Raw genomic sequence first — 16,581 nt, forward strand, 5'->3', positions numbered from 1 at the left:
TCCGCCGGGCTTTTTCATGTCTGGGTTTCGACGCGGAGTCAGTCCTCGTCGTCGATCCAGCCGCCCATTTCCTTCCAGCGGTTGACGATGCCGCAGAACAGTTCGGCGGTCTTCTCGGTGTCGTAGCGCGCCGAATGCGCCTCGCGCCCGTCGAAGTCGATGCCGGCGGCCTGGCAGGCCTTGGCCAGCACGGTCTGGCCATAGGCGAGGCCGGCCAGGGTGGCGGTATCGAAGCTGGAGAACGGGTGGAAGGGGTTGCGCTTGAGACCGGTCCGATTCACCGCGGCATTCAGGAAGCCGAGGTCGAAGCTGGCGTTGTGGCCGACCAGGATGGCGCGCTTGCAGCCATTGGCCTTGATCGACTTGCGCAGGCCCCGGAAGATTTCCGTCAGTGCGTGCTCTTCGCTCACCGCCATGCGCAGCGGATGGTCCAGCTTGATCCCGGTGAACTCCAGCGCGGCCTGTTCGATGTTGGCGCCCGCGAACGGCTCGATGCGGAAGAAATGGGTGTGGTCCGGGTAGAGGAAACCCTGCTCGTCCATGGCGATGGTGGTCGCCGCGATCTCCAGCAGGGCGTCCGTGGCGGCGTTGAAGCCGCCGGTTTCCACATCCACCACCACCGGCAGGTAGCCGCGAAAACGCGCCGCCATCGGGTGGCGGGGGCCGGACGGCAGGCTGCCGTCCAGTTCGTCGTCGAAGATGTCTTCGCTCACGCTCGCTCCTCCAGCAGACGCCAGCGCAGCTTCTCGCCAGCGCGCAGCGGGACGACCACCTGCTCGCCCAGGGGCAGGGTGGCAGGGGCGCTCCACTCCTCGCGCACCAGGGTGATGCGGTCGGTGTTGCGCGGCAGGCCGTAGAAGTCCGGGCCGTGGAAGCTGGCGAAGGCCTCCAGCTTGTCCAGCGCGTTGCGCTGTTCGAAGGCTTCGGCGTAGAGCTCGATGGCCGCGTAGGCGGTGTAGCAGCCGGCGCAGCCGCAGGCGGCTTCCTTGGCGTGCTTGGCGTGGGGGGCCGAGTCGGTGCCGAGGAAGAACTTGGCGCTGCCACCGGTGGCGGCGTCCAGCAGAGCTTCCTGGTGCACGTTGCGCTTGAGGATCGGCAGGCAATAGAAGTGCGGCCGGATTCCGCCCACCAGCATATGGTTGCGGTTGTACAGCAGGTGGTGGGCGGTGATGGTGGCGCCCACGTTGGCCGAAGCCGATTGCACGAACTGCACCGCATCGCCGGTGGTGATGTGCTCGAAGACCACCTTGAGGGTCGGGAAGCGCTCGACCACGCGGGTCAGGTGTTCGTCGATGAAGACCTTCTCGCGGTCGAACACGTCGATCTCGCCGCGGGTCACTTCGCCGTGGACCAGCAGCAGCATGCCCACTTCGGCCATGGCTTCCAGGGCCGGGAAGATCTTGTCGATGCTGGTGACGCCGGAGTCCGAGTTGGTGGTGGCGCCGGCCGGGTAGAGCTTGGCGGCGTGGATGAAGCCGGATGCCTTGGCCGCGCGGATGTCCTCGGGGCTGGTGCGGTCGGTGAGGTAGAGCACCATCAGCGGCTCGAAGCGGCTGCCGGCCGGGCGGGCGGCAAGGATGCGCTGGCGATAGGCGTCGGCCTCCTCGGCATTGCGAACCGGGGGCACCAGGTTGGGCATGATGATGGCGCGACCGAAGGTACGGGCAGCATCGGCAACGGTGTGGGCCAGGACGGCACCATCGCGCAGATGAATGTGCCAGTCGTCGGGACGCAGGAGGGTCAAACGGTCGGACATGAGGGGCTTCCAGGCGGGCAGAACTGGGCCGACATGCTACCGGAAAAGCCCTTCCGGGGCACGCGGGGCTTGCGCCCGCGGCATGTGTGCCGGCAAATCCGCGCTCAAGTTTTGCCGCCTGGGACCGATATCCAGCAGGAACGCCGCAATTCCCCGTGGAGCCCGCCGTGCGCCAGCGCTATCTCGTCTTCCTGAGCTTGTTCGCCAGCCTGCCGGCCATGGCAGTCACCTTCCAGACGCGCCTGGAGAAGGTGGAGTGGAAGGTCGAGGGCGACAAGTTCGAATGCCGGCTGTCGCAGCCCATCACCGATTTCGGCGCCGGCGAGTTCGTGCGCCGTGCGGGCGAGCAGGCCATCTTCCGCCTGAAGGCCCACGAGCGCTGGCTGGGGGCCGGTTCGGCCACCTTGCTGGCGGCCGCCGCCCCCTGGCAGCCGGGGAGGGGGGATATCAATCTCGGCGTGGTCAGCGTTGGCGGCGGTGAAGTGCCCTTCAACAGTTCCCAGCAGCAGGCCGGGCGCCTGCTTACGGGGCTGCTGGAGGGGCGCAGCCCGCTGGTTCGCCATCGCACCCTGCAGGGCGGCGATGCACTGGAGGTACGCCTGCTGCCGGTGAAGTTCAACCAGGCCTATCAGGATTACCTCGCCTGCACCGCCAAATTGCTGCCGGTGAACTTCGATCAGGTCAGGCATGTCCAGGTGGGCTTTCCCGGTGACGGAATCGAGCTGGATGACCTTTCCCGCGCCAAGCTGGGGATCATGCTCGACTTCATCAAGGCCGACCCCAGTGTCAACCACATCGAAATCGATGGCCACTCCGACAACAGCGGCAACCGCCTGACCAACCGCGACCTCTCGCGTCGCCGTGCCCTGGCGGTGTACGACTTCTTCAAGGCCAACGACTTCCCCGAGGCGCAGATGGTCATGCGCTTCCACGGCGAGCGTTATCCGCTGGTGCCGAACAACAGTGCGGCGAACCGTGCGAAGAACCGCCGTGTCACCGTCCGGCTGTCGCGCGTGGACCTGCCCGTGGAAGCATCGCCCGCGGCGCCCGCCCCCGCTCCCGCCCCGGCAGAGGCGCCGGCGCCCACGGCACCGGGGGTTCCCGCCGCCGCACCCGGAGCTCCCGCCGCCACCCCCGGCGCCCAGCAGGGGGCGGCCAGGCCGCAGCCGCCGGCCGGTTCTTGATCGCGCCATTCGTCGTGACGCCGACAGAATCTGTCGCCTCGTCGTCATAAGCTGTCGCGCCACTGTAATTTGGCCGCCAGGGTCAGTAGAATCACGGGTTTTTCGTACAACCCCCGTGGAGTTGATGGCATGGCGGACGTGAAGAAGGTTGTCCTGGCTTATTCCGGTGGCCTGGACACCTCGGTGATCCTCAAGTGGCTGCAAGATACCTATAACTGCGAAGTGGTGACCTTCACCGCCGACCTCGGCCAGGGCGAGGAGGTCGAGCCGGCCCGCGCCAAGGCCCAGGCCCTGGGCGTCAAGGAAATCTACATCGATGACCTGCGCGAAGAGTTCGTCCGCGACTTCGTCTACCCGATGTTCCGCGCCAACACCATCTATGAAGGCGAGTACCTGCTGGGCACCTCCATTGCCCGTCCGCTGATCGCCAAGCGCCTGATCGAAATCGCCAACGAGACCGGTGCCGACGCCATCTCCCACGGCGCCACCGGCAAGGGCAACGACCAGGTGCGTTTCGAGCTGGGCGCCTACGCCCTCAAGCCGGGCGTGAAGGTGATCGCCCCCTGGCGCGAGTGGGACCTGCTGTCCCGCGAGAAGCTGATGGACTACGCCGAGAAGCACGGTATCCCGATCGAGCGTCACGGCAAGAAGAAGTCCCCGTACTCCATGGACGCCAACCTGCTGCACATCTCTTATGAAGGCGGCGTGCTGGAAGACACCTGGACCGAGCACGAAGAGGACATGTGGCGCTGGACCAAGTCCCCGGAAGCCGCGCCGAACACCCCGACCTACATCGAGCTGACCTACCGCAACGGCGACATCGTCGCCATCGACGGCAAGGACATGACCCCGGCCCAGGTGCTGACCGAGCTGAACCGCATCGGCGGCGAGAACGGCATCGGCCGCCTCGACATCGTCGAGAACCGCTATGTCGGCATGAAGTCCCGTGGCTGCTACGAGACCCCCGGCGGCACCATCATGCTCAAGGCCCACCGCGCCATCGAGTCGATCACCCTGGACCGCGAAGTGGCCCACCTGAAAGACGAGCTGATGCCCAAGTACGCCAGCCTGATCTACACCGGCTACTGGTGGAGCCCGGAGCGCCTGATGCTGCAGCAGATGATCGACGCCTCCCAGACCAACGTGAATGGCGTGGTGCGCCTGAAACTGTACAAGGGCAACGTCATCGTGGTCGGCCGCAAGTCCGACGACTCCCTGTTCGACGCCAACATCGCCACCTTCGAGGACGATGCCGGCGCCTACAACCAGGCCGATGCCGCGGGCTTCATCAAGCTCAATGCCTTGCGCATGCGCATCGCCGCTGGCAAGGGCCGCAAGCTGTTCTGATAAGCTGGTAAGCCATGAGCCCACGGACCCCGGCCACGAGCCGGGGTTCGTCGTTACAGCGCCCGGGATCGCGGGCAACCGATGAGGAAGAATCGATGAGACTGCTGCATACCATGCTGCGTGTCGGCGACCTGGACAAATCCATCGCCTTCTATACCGAAGTGCTGGGCATGACCCTGCTGCGCCGCAAGGACTATCCGGACGGCCAGTTCACCCTGGCGTTCGTCGGCTACGGCGACGAGGGCCACAACAGCGTGATCGAGCTGACCTACAACTGGGGTGTGGAGCAGTACGAGCTGGGCACCGGCTACGGCCACATCGCCCTGGAAGTGGCCGACGTCTACAAGGCCTGCGAGGACATTCGCGCCCGTGGCGGCAAGATCACCCGTGAGCCGGGCCCGATGAAGCACGGCACCAGCATCCTCGCCTTCGTGGAGGACCCGGACGGCTACAAGATCGAATTGCTGTCCCCCTCTCGCAACGACTGACGTGCTGTGCTGATATGAAACCTGGGCGACTTGCCCCGGTATGGAGGCATGGATCCATGGATGGTGACGTTGTCAGCTACGAACGCAACCTCGAATGCCTGGTGCGGGCCATCCAGGAACTGTCCCTGGCCCGCGATCTCGACCGTATCGCCGAAATCGTGCGCAGCGCCGCCCGCGAGCTGGTGGGCGCCGATGGCGCCACCTTCGTGCTGCGGGATGGCGATCGCTGTTTCTACAAGGACGAGGACGCCATCTCGCCGCTCTGGAAGGGCCTGCGTTTCCCCATGGAAACCTGCATCAGCGGCTGGGCGATGCTCAACCGCGAGCCGGCGGTGATCGACGACATCTACGTCGATCCGCGCATTCCCCACGACGCCTACCGGCCTACCTTCGTCAAGAGCCTGGTCATGGTGCCCATCCGCAGCCTGGCACCGGTGGGGGCGATCGGCACCTACTGGGCCACCCCGCGCCTGGCCAGCGCGCGCGAGGTTGGCCTGCTGCAGGCGCTGGCGGACTCCACCTCGGTGGCCATGGAAAACGTCCGGCTGTACGACGAACTGGAACAGCGGGTCGTCGCCCGCACCCAGGAACTGGTCGCGGCCAATCGTCTGCTCTATGAAGAGGCTTGCGAACGCGAACGGGTCGAGCAGGATATCCAGCGCTTCTCCATGACCGACGAACTCACCGGTCTGCACAACCGGCTGGGTTTCCTGCATCACGCCGCCGAACTGCTGAGCGCTTCGCGCCAGCAGGGCACGCCTTGCCTGGTGCTTCACCTGGAGGTCGAGAGCCACGACAGCGGGCCGGGCGAAAACCTGCCGCTGGCGGCCGCGCGCATGCTGCGCGCGCAGTTTCGCCGCGACGACCTGCTGGCCCGGCTCGGCGGTGGCGAGTTCCTCGTGCTGGCCACTGGCTACGGCGAGGCGAGCGCCGTCCTGCAGCGCCTGCGCGCGGGACTGGGGGCCTTCAACCGGGCGACCAACCAGAACCTGGACCTGCGCATCGGGCATGCCGAGTCGACCCGTGGCCAGGGCCTCGAACAATTGCTTTACGAAGCGGACAACGCCCTGCAACGCAGCGGTCCGGGATGGGGTGGCACCTGACTGGCTGACCGCAGGTCTCCGCTATATAGTTCGCCATACAGCGAAACTGATTCCCCGGGCAATCCATGAGCCTCCCCCTCGATCGCACCGACCTGGCCGCCATCTGGCTGACCCTCGAACTGGCTACCCTGACCACCTTGCTCCTGCTGGTGCTGGGCACGCCCATCGCCTGGTGGCTGGCGCGCACCCGCTCGCGCCTGAAGGGGGCGGTGGCCGCGGTAGTGGCGTTGCCGCTGGTGCTGCCGCCCACCGTCATCGGCTTCTACCTGCTGGTGAGCATGGGGCCACACGGGTTCATCGGCCACTTCACCCAGAGCCTCGGCCTCGGCACCTTGCCCTTCACCTTCGCTGGCCTGGTGGTGGGGTCGGTGATCTATTCCATGCCCTTCGTGGTGCAGCCGCTGCAGAACGCCTTCAGCGCCATCGGCCAGCGTCCGCTGGAAGTGGCCGCGACCCTGCGTGCCGGTCCCTGGGACAGTTTCTTCAGCGTGGTGCTGCCCCTGGCGCGGCCGGGTTTCGTCACTGCGTCCATCCTCGGCTTCGCCCACACGGTGGGCGAGTTCGGCGTGGTGCTGATGATCGGCGGCAATATCCCGGAAAAGACCCGCGTGGTTTCGGTGCAGATCTTCGACCACGTCGAAGCCATGGAATATGCCCAGGCCCACTGGCTGGCCGGCGGCATGCTGCTGTTCTCCTTCCTCATCCTGCTGGCGCTGAACACCAGCCGGCGCCTGAAACCCGGCTGGACCTGAGCCCATGCAATCGATCCGTGCGCGTTTCCACCTGCAACTCTCCGGTTTTTCCCTCGACGCCGACCTCGACCTGCCCGGCCGGGGCGTCAGCGCGCTGTTCGGCCATTCCGGCTCCGGCAAGACCACCTTGCTGCGCTGCATCGCCGGCCTGGAGCGGGCTGCCGGGGGCTTCCTGGAAATCAACGGCGAAGTCTGGCAGGACAGCGCTCGCGGCCACTTCCTGCCTACCCACAAGCGTCCCCTGGGGTATGTGTTTCAGGAGGCCAGCCTGTTCGAGCACCTCTCGGTGCGGCGCAACCTGGAGTTCGGCCAACGGCGCATCCCGGCGCGGGCGCGGCGCGTGCACCTGGACCAGGCGGTGGAGTTGCTGGGCATCGGTCACCTGCTGGAGCGCATGCCGGGCGGCCTGTCCGGCGGCGAGCGGCAACGCGTGGGCATCGCCCGCGCCCTGCTGACCAGTCCGCGCCTGCTGCTGATGGACGAGCCCCTGGCGGCCCTGGACTTCAAGCGCAAGGGCGAGATCCTGCCTTACCTGGAGCGCCTGCATGACGAACTGGATATCCCGTTGCTGTACGTCAGCCATTCGCCGGACGAAGTGGCGCGCCTGGCCGATCACCTGGTGCTGCTGGACAACGGCCAGGTGCTCGCCAGCGGCCCGCTGGACCAGACCCTGTCGCGCCTGGACCTGCCCACCGCCCAGGAGGACGAGGCGGGCGTGGTGATCGAGGGGCGGGTGCGTGGGTTCGACGCCGGCTACCAGTTGCTGACCCTCGCGCTGCCCGGCAGCGAGCTGAGTGTGCGGGTGGCCCATTCTCCGGTCGTCGAGGGGCGCACCCTGCGGTTCCGGGTGCTGGCGCGAGACGTCAGCCTGAGTCTGGAAAGACAGCGTGACAGCAGCATCCTCAACCTGCTGCCGGCGCGGGTGGTGGAAGAGACGCCCGCGGCCAACCCCGCCCACGTGCTGGTGCGCCTGGAGGTGGAGGGCACCTCGATGCTGGCGCGCATCACGCGCTTCTCCCGCGACCAGTTGGGCCTGCATCCCGGCCAGGCGCTCTGGGCCCAGATCAAGTCGGTGGCGCTGCTGGCGTAGGCGTTTGCCGCGGTCCACCCTGCGGCCCTGCACGCAGGATGGGGAGCGCGGAGCGAAACCCGTGCGGTCGACCCGATAGGCTTCGTGGCTCCGCCCTACGACGGGGCCAATCCGCTCCCACGCGTCACAGGACGTCGTGGTTGCCGGAGGGCTCCACGCAAACGCAGTTGCGGCCGGACTGCTTCGCCCGATAGAGACCACGGTCGGCGCGGCCGATCAGGCTGTCCAGGGAGTCGTCCGGGTGCATCTCGGCCAGGCCGATGCTGGTGCTCACCTGCAGGTTCACGCCCTTGAAGGGGTAGCGCTGGGCGGCCACGTCGCCACGGACCTTCTCCGCCAGCTGGTGTGCCGTGGCATGGCCGGTGTCCTTGAGCAGGACAATGAACTCCTCGCCGCCCCAGCGGCAGATGATGTCCGACTGGCGCAGGCCATCGCGCAGGTTCTGGGCGAAGCCCTGCAGCACCTGGTCGCCGGCCTGGTGACCATAGGTGTCGTTGAGCATCTTGAAGTGGTCGAGGTCCAGCAGCAGCGCGGCCAGCGGCTTGCGGTCGCGGCGAGCTTCCTGCAGCGCCTGGCCGGCGAGCAGTTCGAAACCGCGCCGGTTGGGCAGGCCGGTCAGGCTGTCGGTGGTGGCCAGCGCGGCGATGCTGCGCTGGTAGCGGCGCATCAGGCGGACCAGCAACACCAGCACGACGACGGTGACCAGCAGGCAGATCAGCAGGTTGAGGTAGAGGGTATTGCGCAGGTTGGCGAGCATGCCGTCTTCGTACTTGTCGACGAACAGGTACCAGTCCAGTTCGGGGATGTAGCGCACGTTCAGGTAGTGGTCGCGGCCGCGCTCCTGGTATTCGAACTTGCCGGTCTGCGGGCGTCTCAGCCTGGCCTGCAGGTCGTTCAGGCCCGGCACTTCGGCCAGGCTCTGGCCGATCCGTGCGCCCATCGGGCCGCCATCCGCCCCGGTGAGGACGATGCGCCCGCCGGTGTCGACGAAGTAGACGCTGCGCTGGTAGCGGCGCTGGTATTCGTCGATCAGCTTGACCACCGCGTCCACCGTCAGGCCCACGCCGGTGGCGCCGAGGAACTTGCCGTCGTAGTCGAACACCTTGTAGTTGATGAAGATGGTCAGCCGGTCCTGGTTGGCCATGTCCACGTCGACGTTGATCTCGTAGGGCTCCTTCAGGTCTCGCACGCGGAAGTACCAGATGTCCCGCGGCTCGTTCGGGCGTATCTGCTTGAGCACGCCCTTGGTCTGGTAATAGGTCAGGCTGCGGTCGGAAATGAAGAAGCTGGTGAAGGCGCCGTAGTGCTCCTGGATTTCGCGCAGGTAGCGGGTCATCTGCTCGACGTCCTTTTCGCCGCGCATCACCCAGTCGCGCACGAACGTGTCGCGGCTCATCATCGAGGAAATCAGGATGGGGCGGACCAGGTCCTTCTGGATTTCCGAATAGACGTTGTCCGAGGTCAGTGGCAGCTCGGTGTTGACGATGCTGCTGCGGATGGACTTCAGGGCTGCCTGATAGCTGACCAGCGAGGTGGCCAGGAAACCGCCGCCGAGCAACAGAATCAGGGCGAGTACCAGCGGGAGATGACTTTGCTTGGTGTGTTCTGGTAACGGCATCGGACAACCTGATCTCGGACTGGTGGCGTCATGCTAGCGTGCGCTTGGTACGGGCGTCACGGACGGGTACTTGGCGTCATGCTATCGGCGGTTCACCCTTTTCCTTGACCGGCTTTTTGCGTCGGTGCCGCTTGAAATGTAGGGCCGCTCGGCGGGATGGGCAAACGGCCGATTGCGCGCCTGGAACACCCAGGGGGCGAATTCATTCGCCAAGGGCAGCGCAGCTGCCCCTGTTGGCGCCAGAAGGGCAGACCGGCGGTCTGCCTGGCGATTGAAATCGCCTCCACAAGGGGCCGCTGCCCGCACGGCGCGGTTGTCAGGCTTCTTCCAGCACCACCACCCGTTGCCCCGCGCGCACGGGCGAGCCGGGCTGCACCCGCACTTCGCGCACCACGCCGTCGCGCGGGGCGGTGAGGGGGATTTCCATTTTCATGGACTCGAGAATCACCAGGGTGTCGCCGGCCTTCACGCTGGCCCCTTCTTCCACCTGCACCTGCCAGAGGTTCCCGGCGATATGGCTTTCCACCGCGTGCTGGCCGCTGCCCAGGGGCGCGTCTTCGCCCAGGTCCGGCGCCGGCTCGTCGCTTTCGAAATGGGCCTGGCCCGAGGCGATCCAGCGTTCCCGCTCGGCATTGAAGGCCGCCTGCTGCTGGGCGCGGAAGGCGGCGATGCCGTCCGCCTCGCGGGCGAGGAAGGCCTGGTAGTCGGCCAGGCACAGCTCCGTCTCTTCTATACGCAGCGGGAAGCGGCCCAGGGGAAAGTCGCGGCGGATGTTCAGCAGCTCCCCGGCCGAGACCGGGTAGAAGCGGATCTGGTCGAAGAAGCGCAGCAGCCAGGGCTTGCCGTCGAAGGCAGCGACGTCGCGGTAGCGGTTCCACATCTGCAGGGTGCGTCCGACGAACTGGTAGCCGCCGGGGCCTTCCATGCCATAGACGCACAGGTAGGCGCCGCCGATGCCCACCGAGTTCTCGGCGGTCCAGGTGCGCGCCGGGTTGTACTTGGTGGTCACCAGGCGATGGCGCGGGTCCAGGGGCGTGGCCACCGGCGCGCCCAGATAAACGTCGCCCAGGCCCATCACCAGGTAGCTGGCCTCGAACACGGTGCGCTGCACTTCATCGAGGTTCGGCAAGTCGTTGATGCGGCGGATGAACTCCAGGTTGCTCGGGCACCAGGGGGCGTCCTTGCGCACCGTGGTCATGTATTTCTCGATGGCCAACTGGCACGCCGGATCGTCCCAGGACAGCGGCAGGTGCACGATGCGCGACGGCACTTTGAGGTCGCCAGCGGCGCAGACGTCGTCCCAGAGCCCGCTGACGGTTTCCAGCAGGCTGTGCAGGGGCAGGGTTTCGGGTTGGTAGTGCACCTGCAGGGAGCGGATGCCGGGGGTCAGGTCGATCACGCCGTCCAGGGCCTGGGCCTCCAGCGCCTGCATCAGCGCATGGGCGCGGAAGCGCAGCACCAGGTCCAGCTCCGGCGCGCCGATCTCCAGCAGCAGGTGGGTGTCGCCGGAAAGGCGCGCCACCAGTCGCTTGTCGCCTTCACCGAGGTCGAGCACGATCGGAGACTGTAGCCCGGATGCAATCCGGGGCACCCTTGGCGCAGTGCTCCCGGCTTGCATCCGGGCTACGCAAGGGTCCTGTGCCTGGGCTAGTTCCCGCGCATCGTCGATGCTCACCGCCACGAAGCGCACCTTGTCCCCGGCCTTCAACTGACCCAGTTGCCAGAGGTCGGCTTCGATCACCGTCACCGGGCAGACGAAGCCACCCAGGCTGGGGCCATCCGGGCCGAGGATCACCGGCATGTCGCCGGTGAAGTCCACGGCACCTATGGCGTAGGGGTTGTCGTGGATGTTGGACGGATGCAGGCCGGCCTCGCCGCCGCTTTCGCGCGCCCACTCCGGCTTGGGCCCGATCAGGCGCACGCCGGTGCGGCTGGAGTTGAAGTGAACTTCCCAGTCGGTGGCGAAGAAGCGGTCGATATAGGCCGGGCTGAAGTATTCCGGTGCGCCGTGGGGGCCGTAGATCACCCGCAGCTCGCGCACCGCCGGCAGCGATGTGCGCTGGGCCAGCGGCAGGCTCGCGCCGTGGCTGGCATCGGTCAGCGGCGCCAGGTGCAGCACGTCGCCGGCGCGCAGGGCGCGGCCGGCATGGCCGCCGAACTGGCCGAGGGTGAAGGTGCTCTTGCTGCCCAGGTAGTCCGGCAGTTGCAAGCCGCCGCGCAGGCACAGGTAGCTGCGCGCGCCGCCGCCGGCGAGGGTGCCCAGGGCCAGGGTGGTGCCGGCGGGCACGAACAGGGCGGTATCCATGGGGTGCGGCTGGCCGTCGAGGGTCAGCGGGATGGGTGCGCCGGTGACGGCCACCACGGCATCGCAATTGAAGCGCAGGCTCGGGCCGCTCATGGTGATTTCCAGCCCGGCGGCGCCCTCGGCGTTACCCAGCAGGCGGTTGCCCAGGCGCAGGGCGCGGTTGTCCATGGGACCGGACGGCGGTACGCCGACGGCCCAGTAGCCGAGGCGGCCGGGATAGTCCTGCACTGTGGTCTGAGTGCCGGCGCTCAGAATTTCAAAGGTATTGGCCTTGTAGCGCAGGCCTTCCAGGCAGCGGGTCCAGGGCGAGCCGCTGGCGAAGGGGGTGTCTGCAAGGATCTGCCGCAGGTAGTCGCGGTTGCTTTCCACCCCGTACAGGGTGGTTTCGGCCAGGGCCCGGTCGAGGGCGGCACTGGCCTCGAGGCGAGTCGGCGCCCAGGCGATGAGCTTGGCGATCATCGGGTCGAAGTAGGGCGGGATTTCGCAGCCGGCTTCCACCCAGGTGTCGATGCGCAGGTGCTGGCCGTCGGCCTCGGGGAAGGCGACGGCGGTGAGCAGGCCGGGGCAGGGCTGGAAGTCGCGGCCCGGGTCCTCGGCGTAGAGCCGCGCCTGAATGGCATGGCCGGCGGGTTTCAGTGCCGTGCCCAGTTCGCCCAGCGGCGGCAGGGTGCCGGCGGCCAGTTCGATCATCCAGCGCACCAGGTCGACGCCCCAGACCTGTTCGGTGACGCCGTGCTCCACCTGCAGGCGGGTGTTCACTTCGAGGAAGTAGAAGCGCTCGGCTTCGCTGTTGTAGACGAACTCCACGGTGCCGGCGCTGCGGTAGTTCACCGCTTTCGCCAGCTTGATGGCGGCGGCGCAGAGTTCATCGGCCATGCCGGCGGGCAGGTTGGGGGCCGGGGTTTCCTCCAGCACCTTCTGGTTGCGCCGCTGCACCGAGCAGTCGCGCACGCCCAGGGCCAGCACCTCGCCCCGGCCATCGCCGAACACCTGCACCTCCAGGTGCCGGGCGAGCGGGATGTACTTCTCGATGAACACGCCGGCGTCGCTGAAGTTGTTCTGCCCCAGGCGCTTCACGGCCTCGAAGGCGTCGCTCAGTTCCACGGCTGAGCGGCACACGCGCATGCCGATGCCGCCCCCGCCGGCGGTGCTTTTCAGCATCACCGGGTAGCCCACCTGGTCAGCGGCGGCCAGCGCGGTATCGAGGTTTTCCAGCAGCTCGGTGCCTTCCAGCATGGGTACGCCATTGGCCTTGGCCAGGGCGCGGGCGGTGTGCTTGAGACCGAATACCCGCAGCTGTTCCGGGGTGGGGCCGACGAAGGCGATGCCGGCGGCCTCGCAGGCTTCGGCGAAGGCGGCGTTCTCGGAAAGGAAGCCGTAGCCGGGATGGATGGCGCTGGCGCCGCTGTCGCGGGCGGCGGCGAGAATCTTGTCCACCACCAGGTACGTGCTGGCGGCGGGGCCGTCGCCCAGGCTGATGGCCTGGTCCGCCTGCTGGATGTGCAGGCTGGCGGCGTCGGCCTCGGAGTACACGGCCACGCCCTGTACATCGAGCTGGCGCAGGGTACGCAGGATGCGGCAGGCAATGGCGCCGCGGTTGGCGATCAGGAGTTTTTCGAACATGAGGTTTTCCCCATGAGTGGTGGGTCGTCCCGCCGGTATTCGGTCAGCACCACGGTCGTCCGCGGAGCATGGCTGGAGGTTTCGTAGGATGGGTCGGGCGGCGTTCCGCGAGCGGAGCGAAACCCATCAATCCGGAGCGATGGGTTTTGCAGGCTCTACCCATCCTACGGGGGTGTCTCGCAGGCATTGGCCGGAGCGGCTCTGGCAGAGCAGGAAGAGCCACCGCCGCAGGCGGATCAGTCCCATACCAGCACCTCCGCCGGCGTCGGGTTCCAGCCGTTGCAGGGGTTGTTCAGCTGCGGGCAGTTGGAGATCAGCACGATGATGTCCATGTGCGCGACCAGCTCGACGTACTTGCCGGCGGCGGAGATGCCGTCCTCGAAGGTCAGGCCGCCTTCGGGGGTGACCGGCACGTTCATGAAGAAGTTGATGTTGGCGCCGAGGTCACGCTTGCTCAGGCGGCCGTCGTGCAGGCTGGCGCGCAGGAAGTTGTCGCGGCAGCTGTGCATGTAGCGCCGGTCCAGGGCGTAGCGCACGGTGTTGCTCTCCTGGGCGCAGGCGCCGCCGAGGGTGTCGTGGCGGCCGCAGGTGTCGGCGCTGATGGTCAGCATGGGGTTGCCGAGGTTGGACCAGAGCACGCTGCCTGGCCCGAGGTAGACGCGGTTCTGCTTGCGCAGGGTGCGCTGCACGTCGTAGCGCTCGCGCGGGTTGCGCGCGTTGTAGAACAGGGTGTCCACCGCCTGGTTGCCTTCCAGGTCCGAGAGGCGCAGGGTCTGGCCGGCCTTCACCTCGGTCAGGAAGGGCTCGCCGGCGGCGATGACCGCGCGGTAGGCGGCGGCTTCGGGGTGTTTTTCGCTGGGGATCGGGTGCATGGGGCGGTCCTCAGATGTACAGGCGTTCGGTGTTGTGGAAGCCGCGCGCGTTTTCCGGGCGTGAGGTGCGGCAGAGCAGGGTGATGCCGTCGTTCTGCACTTGGTGCCAGGACAGCTGCACGGGCTTGGGCGCGTAGGCGGTGTTCGGGTCCATGGGGTGCTGCAGGGCGGTGAGCACCACCAGCGTGTCCATCGGCGCGTACAGCTCGATGTAGTCGCCGGCGCTGGAATTGCCCGGTTCGAACCGGAAGCAGCCGTCGCCGTCCACCGTCACCTTGCTGAACAGGTTCAGGCACATCAGCAGGTCCTGCAGGTTGAGGTCCCACTTGCCCATTTCCACCAGCAGGTTGTCCGCGCCGTTGCGGAAGAAGCCGTTGCGCAGTTCCTGGTAGCGGCCGGCGCCGTACTTCTCGTGCACCTCATCGGCGTTCAGCACGCCGCCGAAGCTGTCGTGCCAGCCGCAGGTGTCGGCGGTGATGGCGGCCAGCACCCGGCCCATGTCGGAGTACAGGCAATGGCCGGCGCTGAGCTTGGCGGTGTGCTGGCACTTGAGGGTGTCCGGCAGGTTCAGGCGCTCGCTCTTGTCGATGGCATTGAGCAGCAGCAGGCTGACATTGGCGCCCCCTTCGAGATCGGTGATGCGCAGCAACTGGCCGCGTTTCAGCACGAAGGAGGTGTGGCCGCCGCCGGGGACGGTTTCTTCATAGAGGGTGGGGCGCAGGGCCAGGGGGTCGCTCATGGGGCAGGTTCCTCGTCAGTGGGCTGTGGCGGGCTGCAGGGCGGCGGCGAGCCGCTCGGGCAGGGCCTCGACGGCTGCGCGGGCGGCGCGGCGGTCGGCGTTCAGGGGAATGTCGTAGGTGATGCGCGCGCCGTAGGCGTTGGGGGCCTGCGGGTCCTGGCGCACCTTGTCGAACACCAGCAGGCGGGTGCCCAGGCTGAAGCCTTCGGCGAGGTCGTGGGTGACCATGAACACGGTCAGCCGGGTTTCCTGCCAGAGGCCCAGCAACAGTTCGTGCATGTCCTTGCGGATGCCGGGATCGAGGGCGCCAAAGGGCTCGTCCAGCAGCAGCACGCGGGGTTTCATCACCAGCGCCTGGGCGATGGCCAGGCGCTGCTGCATGCCACCGGAAAGCTGGCTGGGGTACTTGTCCAGGGCATGGGCGAGGCCGACCTTGGCGAGGATGGCGGCGGCTTCGTCACGGGCCGCGCGCTTGGCGCTGCCGAACAGGCGGCCGAGCAGCGGCGAACGTGGCAGCTCCAGGCCGAGGGCGACGTTGTCCAGCACGCTGAGATGGGGGAATACCGAGTAGCGCTGGAACACCACGCCCCGGCTGGCGTCGGGTTCGGCCACCAGCGGACGGCCGTCGAGCAGCAGTTGGCCGCGGCTGGGGCTTTCCTGGCCGAGCAGCATGCGCAGGAAGGTGGACTTGCCGCAGCCGGAGGCGCCCACGAGGGTGCAGAACTCGCCTTCGTTCACCGACAGGTTCAGGTTCTCCAGCACCACCTGGTCGTCATACCGCTGCCAGACATTGCGGACACTGATGAAGCTCATGCCTTGGCTCCTTCGTACCAGGGGAAGGCCAGCCGCGTGAGCTGGCGCAGGCCCAGGTCCATCAGCCAGGCGAGCAGGGTGATCCACGCCACGTAGGGCAGGATCACGTCCATGGCCAGGTAGCGGCGGACCAGGAAAATGCGGTAGCCCAGGCCATCGGTGGAGGCGATGGCTTCGGCGGCGATGAGGAACAGCCAGGCCGAGCCCAGCACCAGGCGCAGCGAGATCAAGAGGCGCGGCATGAGCTGCGGCAGTACTACGCGGAGGATCAGCGTCCAGGTGTTGGCGCCCAGGGTCTGCGCCTTGATCAGCAGCTCGCGGGGGATTTCCCGGGCGCGCTGTTCCAGGTCGCGGGCGATGCAGGGGGCGATGCCGATGACGATCAGCATCACCTTGGACAGCTCGCCCAGGCCGAAGACGATGAACAGGATCGGCAGGATCGCCAGTGGCGGGACCATCGACAGCACCGTCAGCAGCGGCGACAGCGGCGCGCCGAACAGCGGCAGGGTGCCGGCGGCGATCCCCAGGGCCAGGCCCAGCAGCGCGGCGATGGACAGGCCGATTGCCAGGCGCTTGAGGCTGGAAGCGCTGTCCTGCCAGAACAGGTAGTTGCCGCTGCGCTTGTCCTCGGTGAAGGCCAGGCGCTCCACCGCATCCGCCATCTGCACGGCGCTGGGCAGCAGCTTGTCGTTGGGGTTCTCCGCGAGTCGGGTCGCCGAACCGCTGAAGTAGGCCAACAGCAACAGGGCGAACGGCAGCAGGACCAGGATCAGGCGTCCGGCGCGGTCCGGTTGGCGGTTGATCAGGCGCATGACGGGTACTCGGATAGGTGGAGCGGGTAGGTTGGCGCCGAGGAACGGGGCCCAACATCGTCGGGTATCCGGACGTTCG

At 67.3% G+C, this 16,581-nt stretch carries 14 protein-coding genes; 6 read left to right on the forward strand and 8 right to left on the reverse strand.

Going from position 1 to position 16,581, the window contains the following annotated elements; genetic code table 11:
• Positions 1-38 precede the first annotated feature (38 nt).
• Both rnt and pyrC read right to left on the reverse strand, forming a co-directional pair.
• Complete coding sequence (gene rnt, locus PJW05_RS07820; RefSeq protein WP_271411148.1) at positions 39-713, reverse strand: ribonuclease T; 675 nt, start codon at positions 711-713, stop codon at positions 39-41.
• On the reverse strand, positions 710-1,756 hold the full coding sequence (gene pyrC / locus PJW05_RS07825; RefSeq protein WP_271411149.1) for a dihydroorotase: 1,047 nt from the start codon (positions 1,754-1,756) through the stop codon (positions 710-712). Before pyrC ends, rnt begins: the two co-directional genes overlap by 4 nt.
• A gap of 167 nt (positions 1,757-1,923) precedes the next feature.
• Here pyrC and PJW05_RS07830 point away from each other — a divergent pair, with 167 nt between their 5' ends.
• The 6 genes from PJW05_RS07830 to modC all read left to right on the forward strand — a co-directional run bounded on the left by PJW05_RS07830 (position 1,924) and on the right by modC (position 7,720).
• A complete protein-coding gene (locus PJW05_RS07830; protein ID WP_271411150.1) occupies positions 1,924-2,940 on the forward strand; it encodes a flagellar protein MotY in 1,017 nt (338 codons plus the stop codon).
• 129 nt (positions 2,941-3,069) lie between these two features.
• The gene (locus tag PJW05_RS07835) at positions 3,070-4,287 is read left to right on the forward strand and encodes an argininosuccinate synthase (protein WP_271411151.1); all 1,218 of its coding nucleotides are present in this window, start codon (positions 3,070-3,072) and stop codon (positions 4,285-4,287) included.
• Positions 4,288-4,382: 95 nt separating this feature from the next.
• Positions 4,383-4,775, forward strand: coding sequence for a lactoylglutathione lyase (gene gloA, locus PJW05_RS07840; protein ID WP_271411152.1), 393 nt, complete (start codon positions 4,383-4,385; stop codon positions 4,773-4,775).
• 56 nt (positions 4,776-4,831) lie between these two features.
• Positions 4,832-5,878, forward strand: a complete 1,047-nt coding sequence (locus PJW05_RS07845) for a GGDEF domain-containing protein (RefSeq protein WP_271411153.1) — start codon at positions 4,832-4,834, stop codon at positions 5,876-5,878.
• 65 nt (positions 5,879-5,943) lie between these two features.
• Entirely contained in the window at positions 5,944-6,630 is a 687-nt protein-coding gene (gene modB / locus PJW05_RS07850; RefSeq protein WP_271411154.1) for a molybdate ABC transporter permease subunit, read from the forward strand.
• 4 nt (positions 6,631-6,634) lie between these two features.
• Complete coding sequence (gene modC, locus PJW05_RS07855) at positions 6,635-7,720, forward strand: molybdenum ABC transporter ATP-binding protein (RefSeq protein ID WP_271411155.1); 1,086 nt, start codon at positions 6,635-6,637, stop codon at positions 7,718-7,720.
• Positions 7,721-7,844: 124 nt separating this feature from the next.
• On the opposite strand, the gene PJW05_RS07860 is transcribed toward modC, so the two are convergent.
• The 6 genes from PJW05_RS07860 to PJW05_RS07885 form a co-directional block, all read right to left on the reverse strand.
• Positions 7,845-9,338, reverse strand: coding sequence for a sensor domain-containing diguanylate cyclase (locus PJW05_RS07860; protein WP_271411156.1), 1,494 nt, complete (start codon positions 9,336-9,338; stop codon positions 7,845-7,847).
• Between the two features lie 316 nt (positions 9,339-9,654).
• Positions 9,655-13,266: an urea carboxylase gene (uca, locus tag PJW05_RS07865; RefSeq protein WP_271411157.1), complete on the reverse strand. Its 3,612-nt coding sequence runs from the start codon at positions 13,264-13,266 to the stop codon at positions 9,655-9,657.
• A gap of 236 nt (positions 13,267-13,502) precedes the next feature.
• The gene (locus PJW05_RS07870) at positions 13,503-14,138 is read right to left on the reverse strand and encodes an urea amidolyase associated protein UAAP2 (RefSeq protein ID WP_271411158.1); all 636 of its coding nucleotides are present in this window, start codon (positions 14,136-14,138) and stop codon (positions 13,503-13,505) included.
• A 10-nt stretch (positions 14,139-14,148) separates the two neighbouring features.
• On the reverse strand, positions 14,149-14,877 hold the full coding sequence (locus tag PJW05_RS07875) for an urea amidolyase associated protein UAAP1 (protein ID WP_271411159.1): 729 nt from the start codon (positions 14,875-14,877) through the stop codon (positions 14,149-14,151).
• Positions 14,878-14,892: 15 nt separating this feature from the next.
• Positions 14,893-15,690 (reverse strand): ABC transporter ATP-binding protein, encoded by a 798-nt coding sequence (locus PJW05_RS07880; RefSeq protein WP_271411160.1) that lies wholly within the window; start codon positions 15,688-15,690, stop codon positions 14,893-14,895.
• On the reverse strand, positions 15,687-16,502 hold the full coding sequence (locus PJW05_RS07885; protein WP_271411161.1) for an ABC transporter permease: 816 nt from the start codon (positions 16,500-16,502) through the stop codon (positions 15,687-15,689). Before PJW05_RS07885 ends, PJW05_RS07880 begins: the two co-directional genes overlap by 4 nt.
• Positions 16,503-16,581 lie beyond the last annotated feature (79 nt).

Origin of the sequence: Pseudomonas sp. Q1-7, assembly GCF_028010285.1 — a bacterium.
Taxonomy (GTDB): domain Bacteria; phylum Pseudomonadota; class Gammaproteobacteria; order Pseudomonadales; family Pseudomonadaceae; genus Metapseudomonas.

Coding starts and splice junctions, on each gene's coding strand:
- uca (WP_271411157.1), bottom strand. CDS start 13,266: ATGTTCGAAAAACTCCTGATCGCCAACCGCGGCGCCATTGCCTGCCGC.
- PJW05_RS07845 (WP_271411153.1), top strand. CDS start 4,832: ATGGATGGTGACGTTGTCAGCTACGAACGCAACCTCGAATGCCTGGTG.
- PJW05_RS07885 (WP_271411161.1), bottom strand. CDS start 16,502: ATGCGCCTGATCAACCGCCAACCGGACCGCGCCGGACGCCTGATCCTG.
- PJW05_RS07880 (WP_271411160.1), bottom strand. CDS start 15,690: ATGAGCTTCATCAGTGTCCGCAATGTCTGGCAGCGGTATGACGACCAG.
- modB (WP_271411154.1), top strand. CDS start 5,944: ATGAGCCTCCCCCTCGATCGCACCGACCTGGCCGCCATCTGGCTGACC.
- PJW05_RS07860 (WP_271411156.1), bottom strand. CDS start 9,338: ATGCCGTTACCAGAACACACCAAGCAAAGTCATCTCCCGCTGGTACTC.
- pyrC (WP_271411149.1), bottom strand. CDS start 1,756: ATGTCCGACCGTTTGACCCTCCTGCGTCCCGACGACTGGCACATTCAT.
- PJW05_RS07875 (WP_271411159.1), bottom strand. CDS start 14,877: ATGAGCGACCCCCTGGCCCTGCGCCCCACCCTCTATGAAGAAACCGTC.
- PJW05_RS07835 (WP_271411151.1), top strand. CDS start 3,070: ATGGCGGACGTGAAGAAGGTTGTCCTGGCTTATTCCGGTGGCCTGGAC.
- modC (WP_271411155.1), top strand. CDS start 6,635: ATGCAATCGATCCGTGCGCGTTTCCACCTGCAACTCTCCGGTTTTTCC.
- gloA (WP_271411152.1), top strand. CDS start 4,383: ATGAGACTGCTGCATACCATGCTGCGTGTCGGCGACCTGGACAAATCC.
- PJW05_RS07870 (WP_271411158.1), bottom strand. CDS start 14,138: ATGCACCCGATCCCCAGCGAAAAACACCCCGAAGCCGCCGCCTACCGC.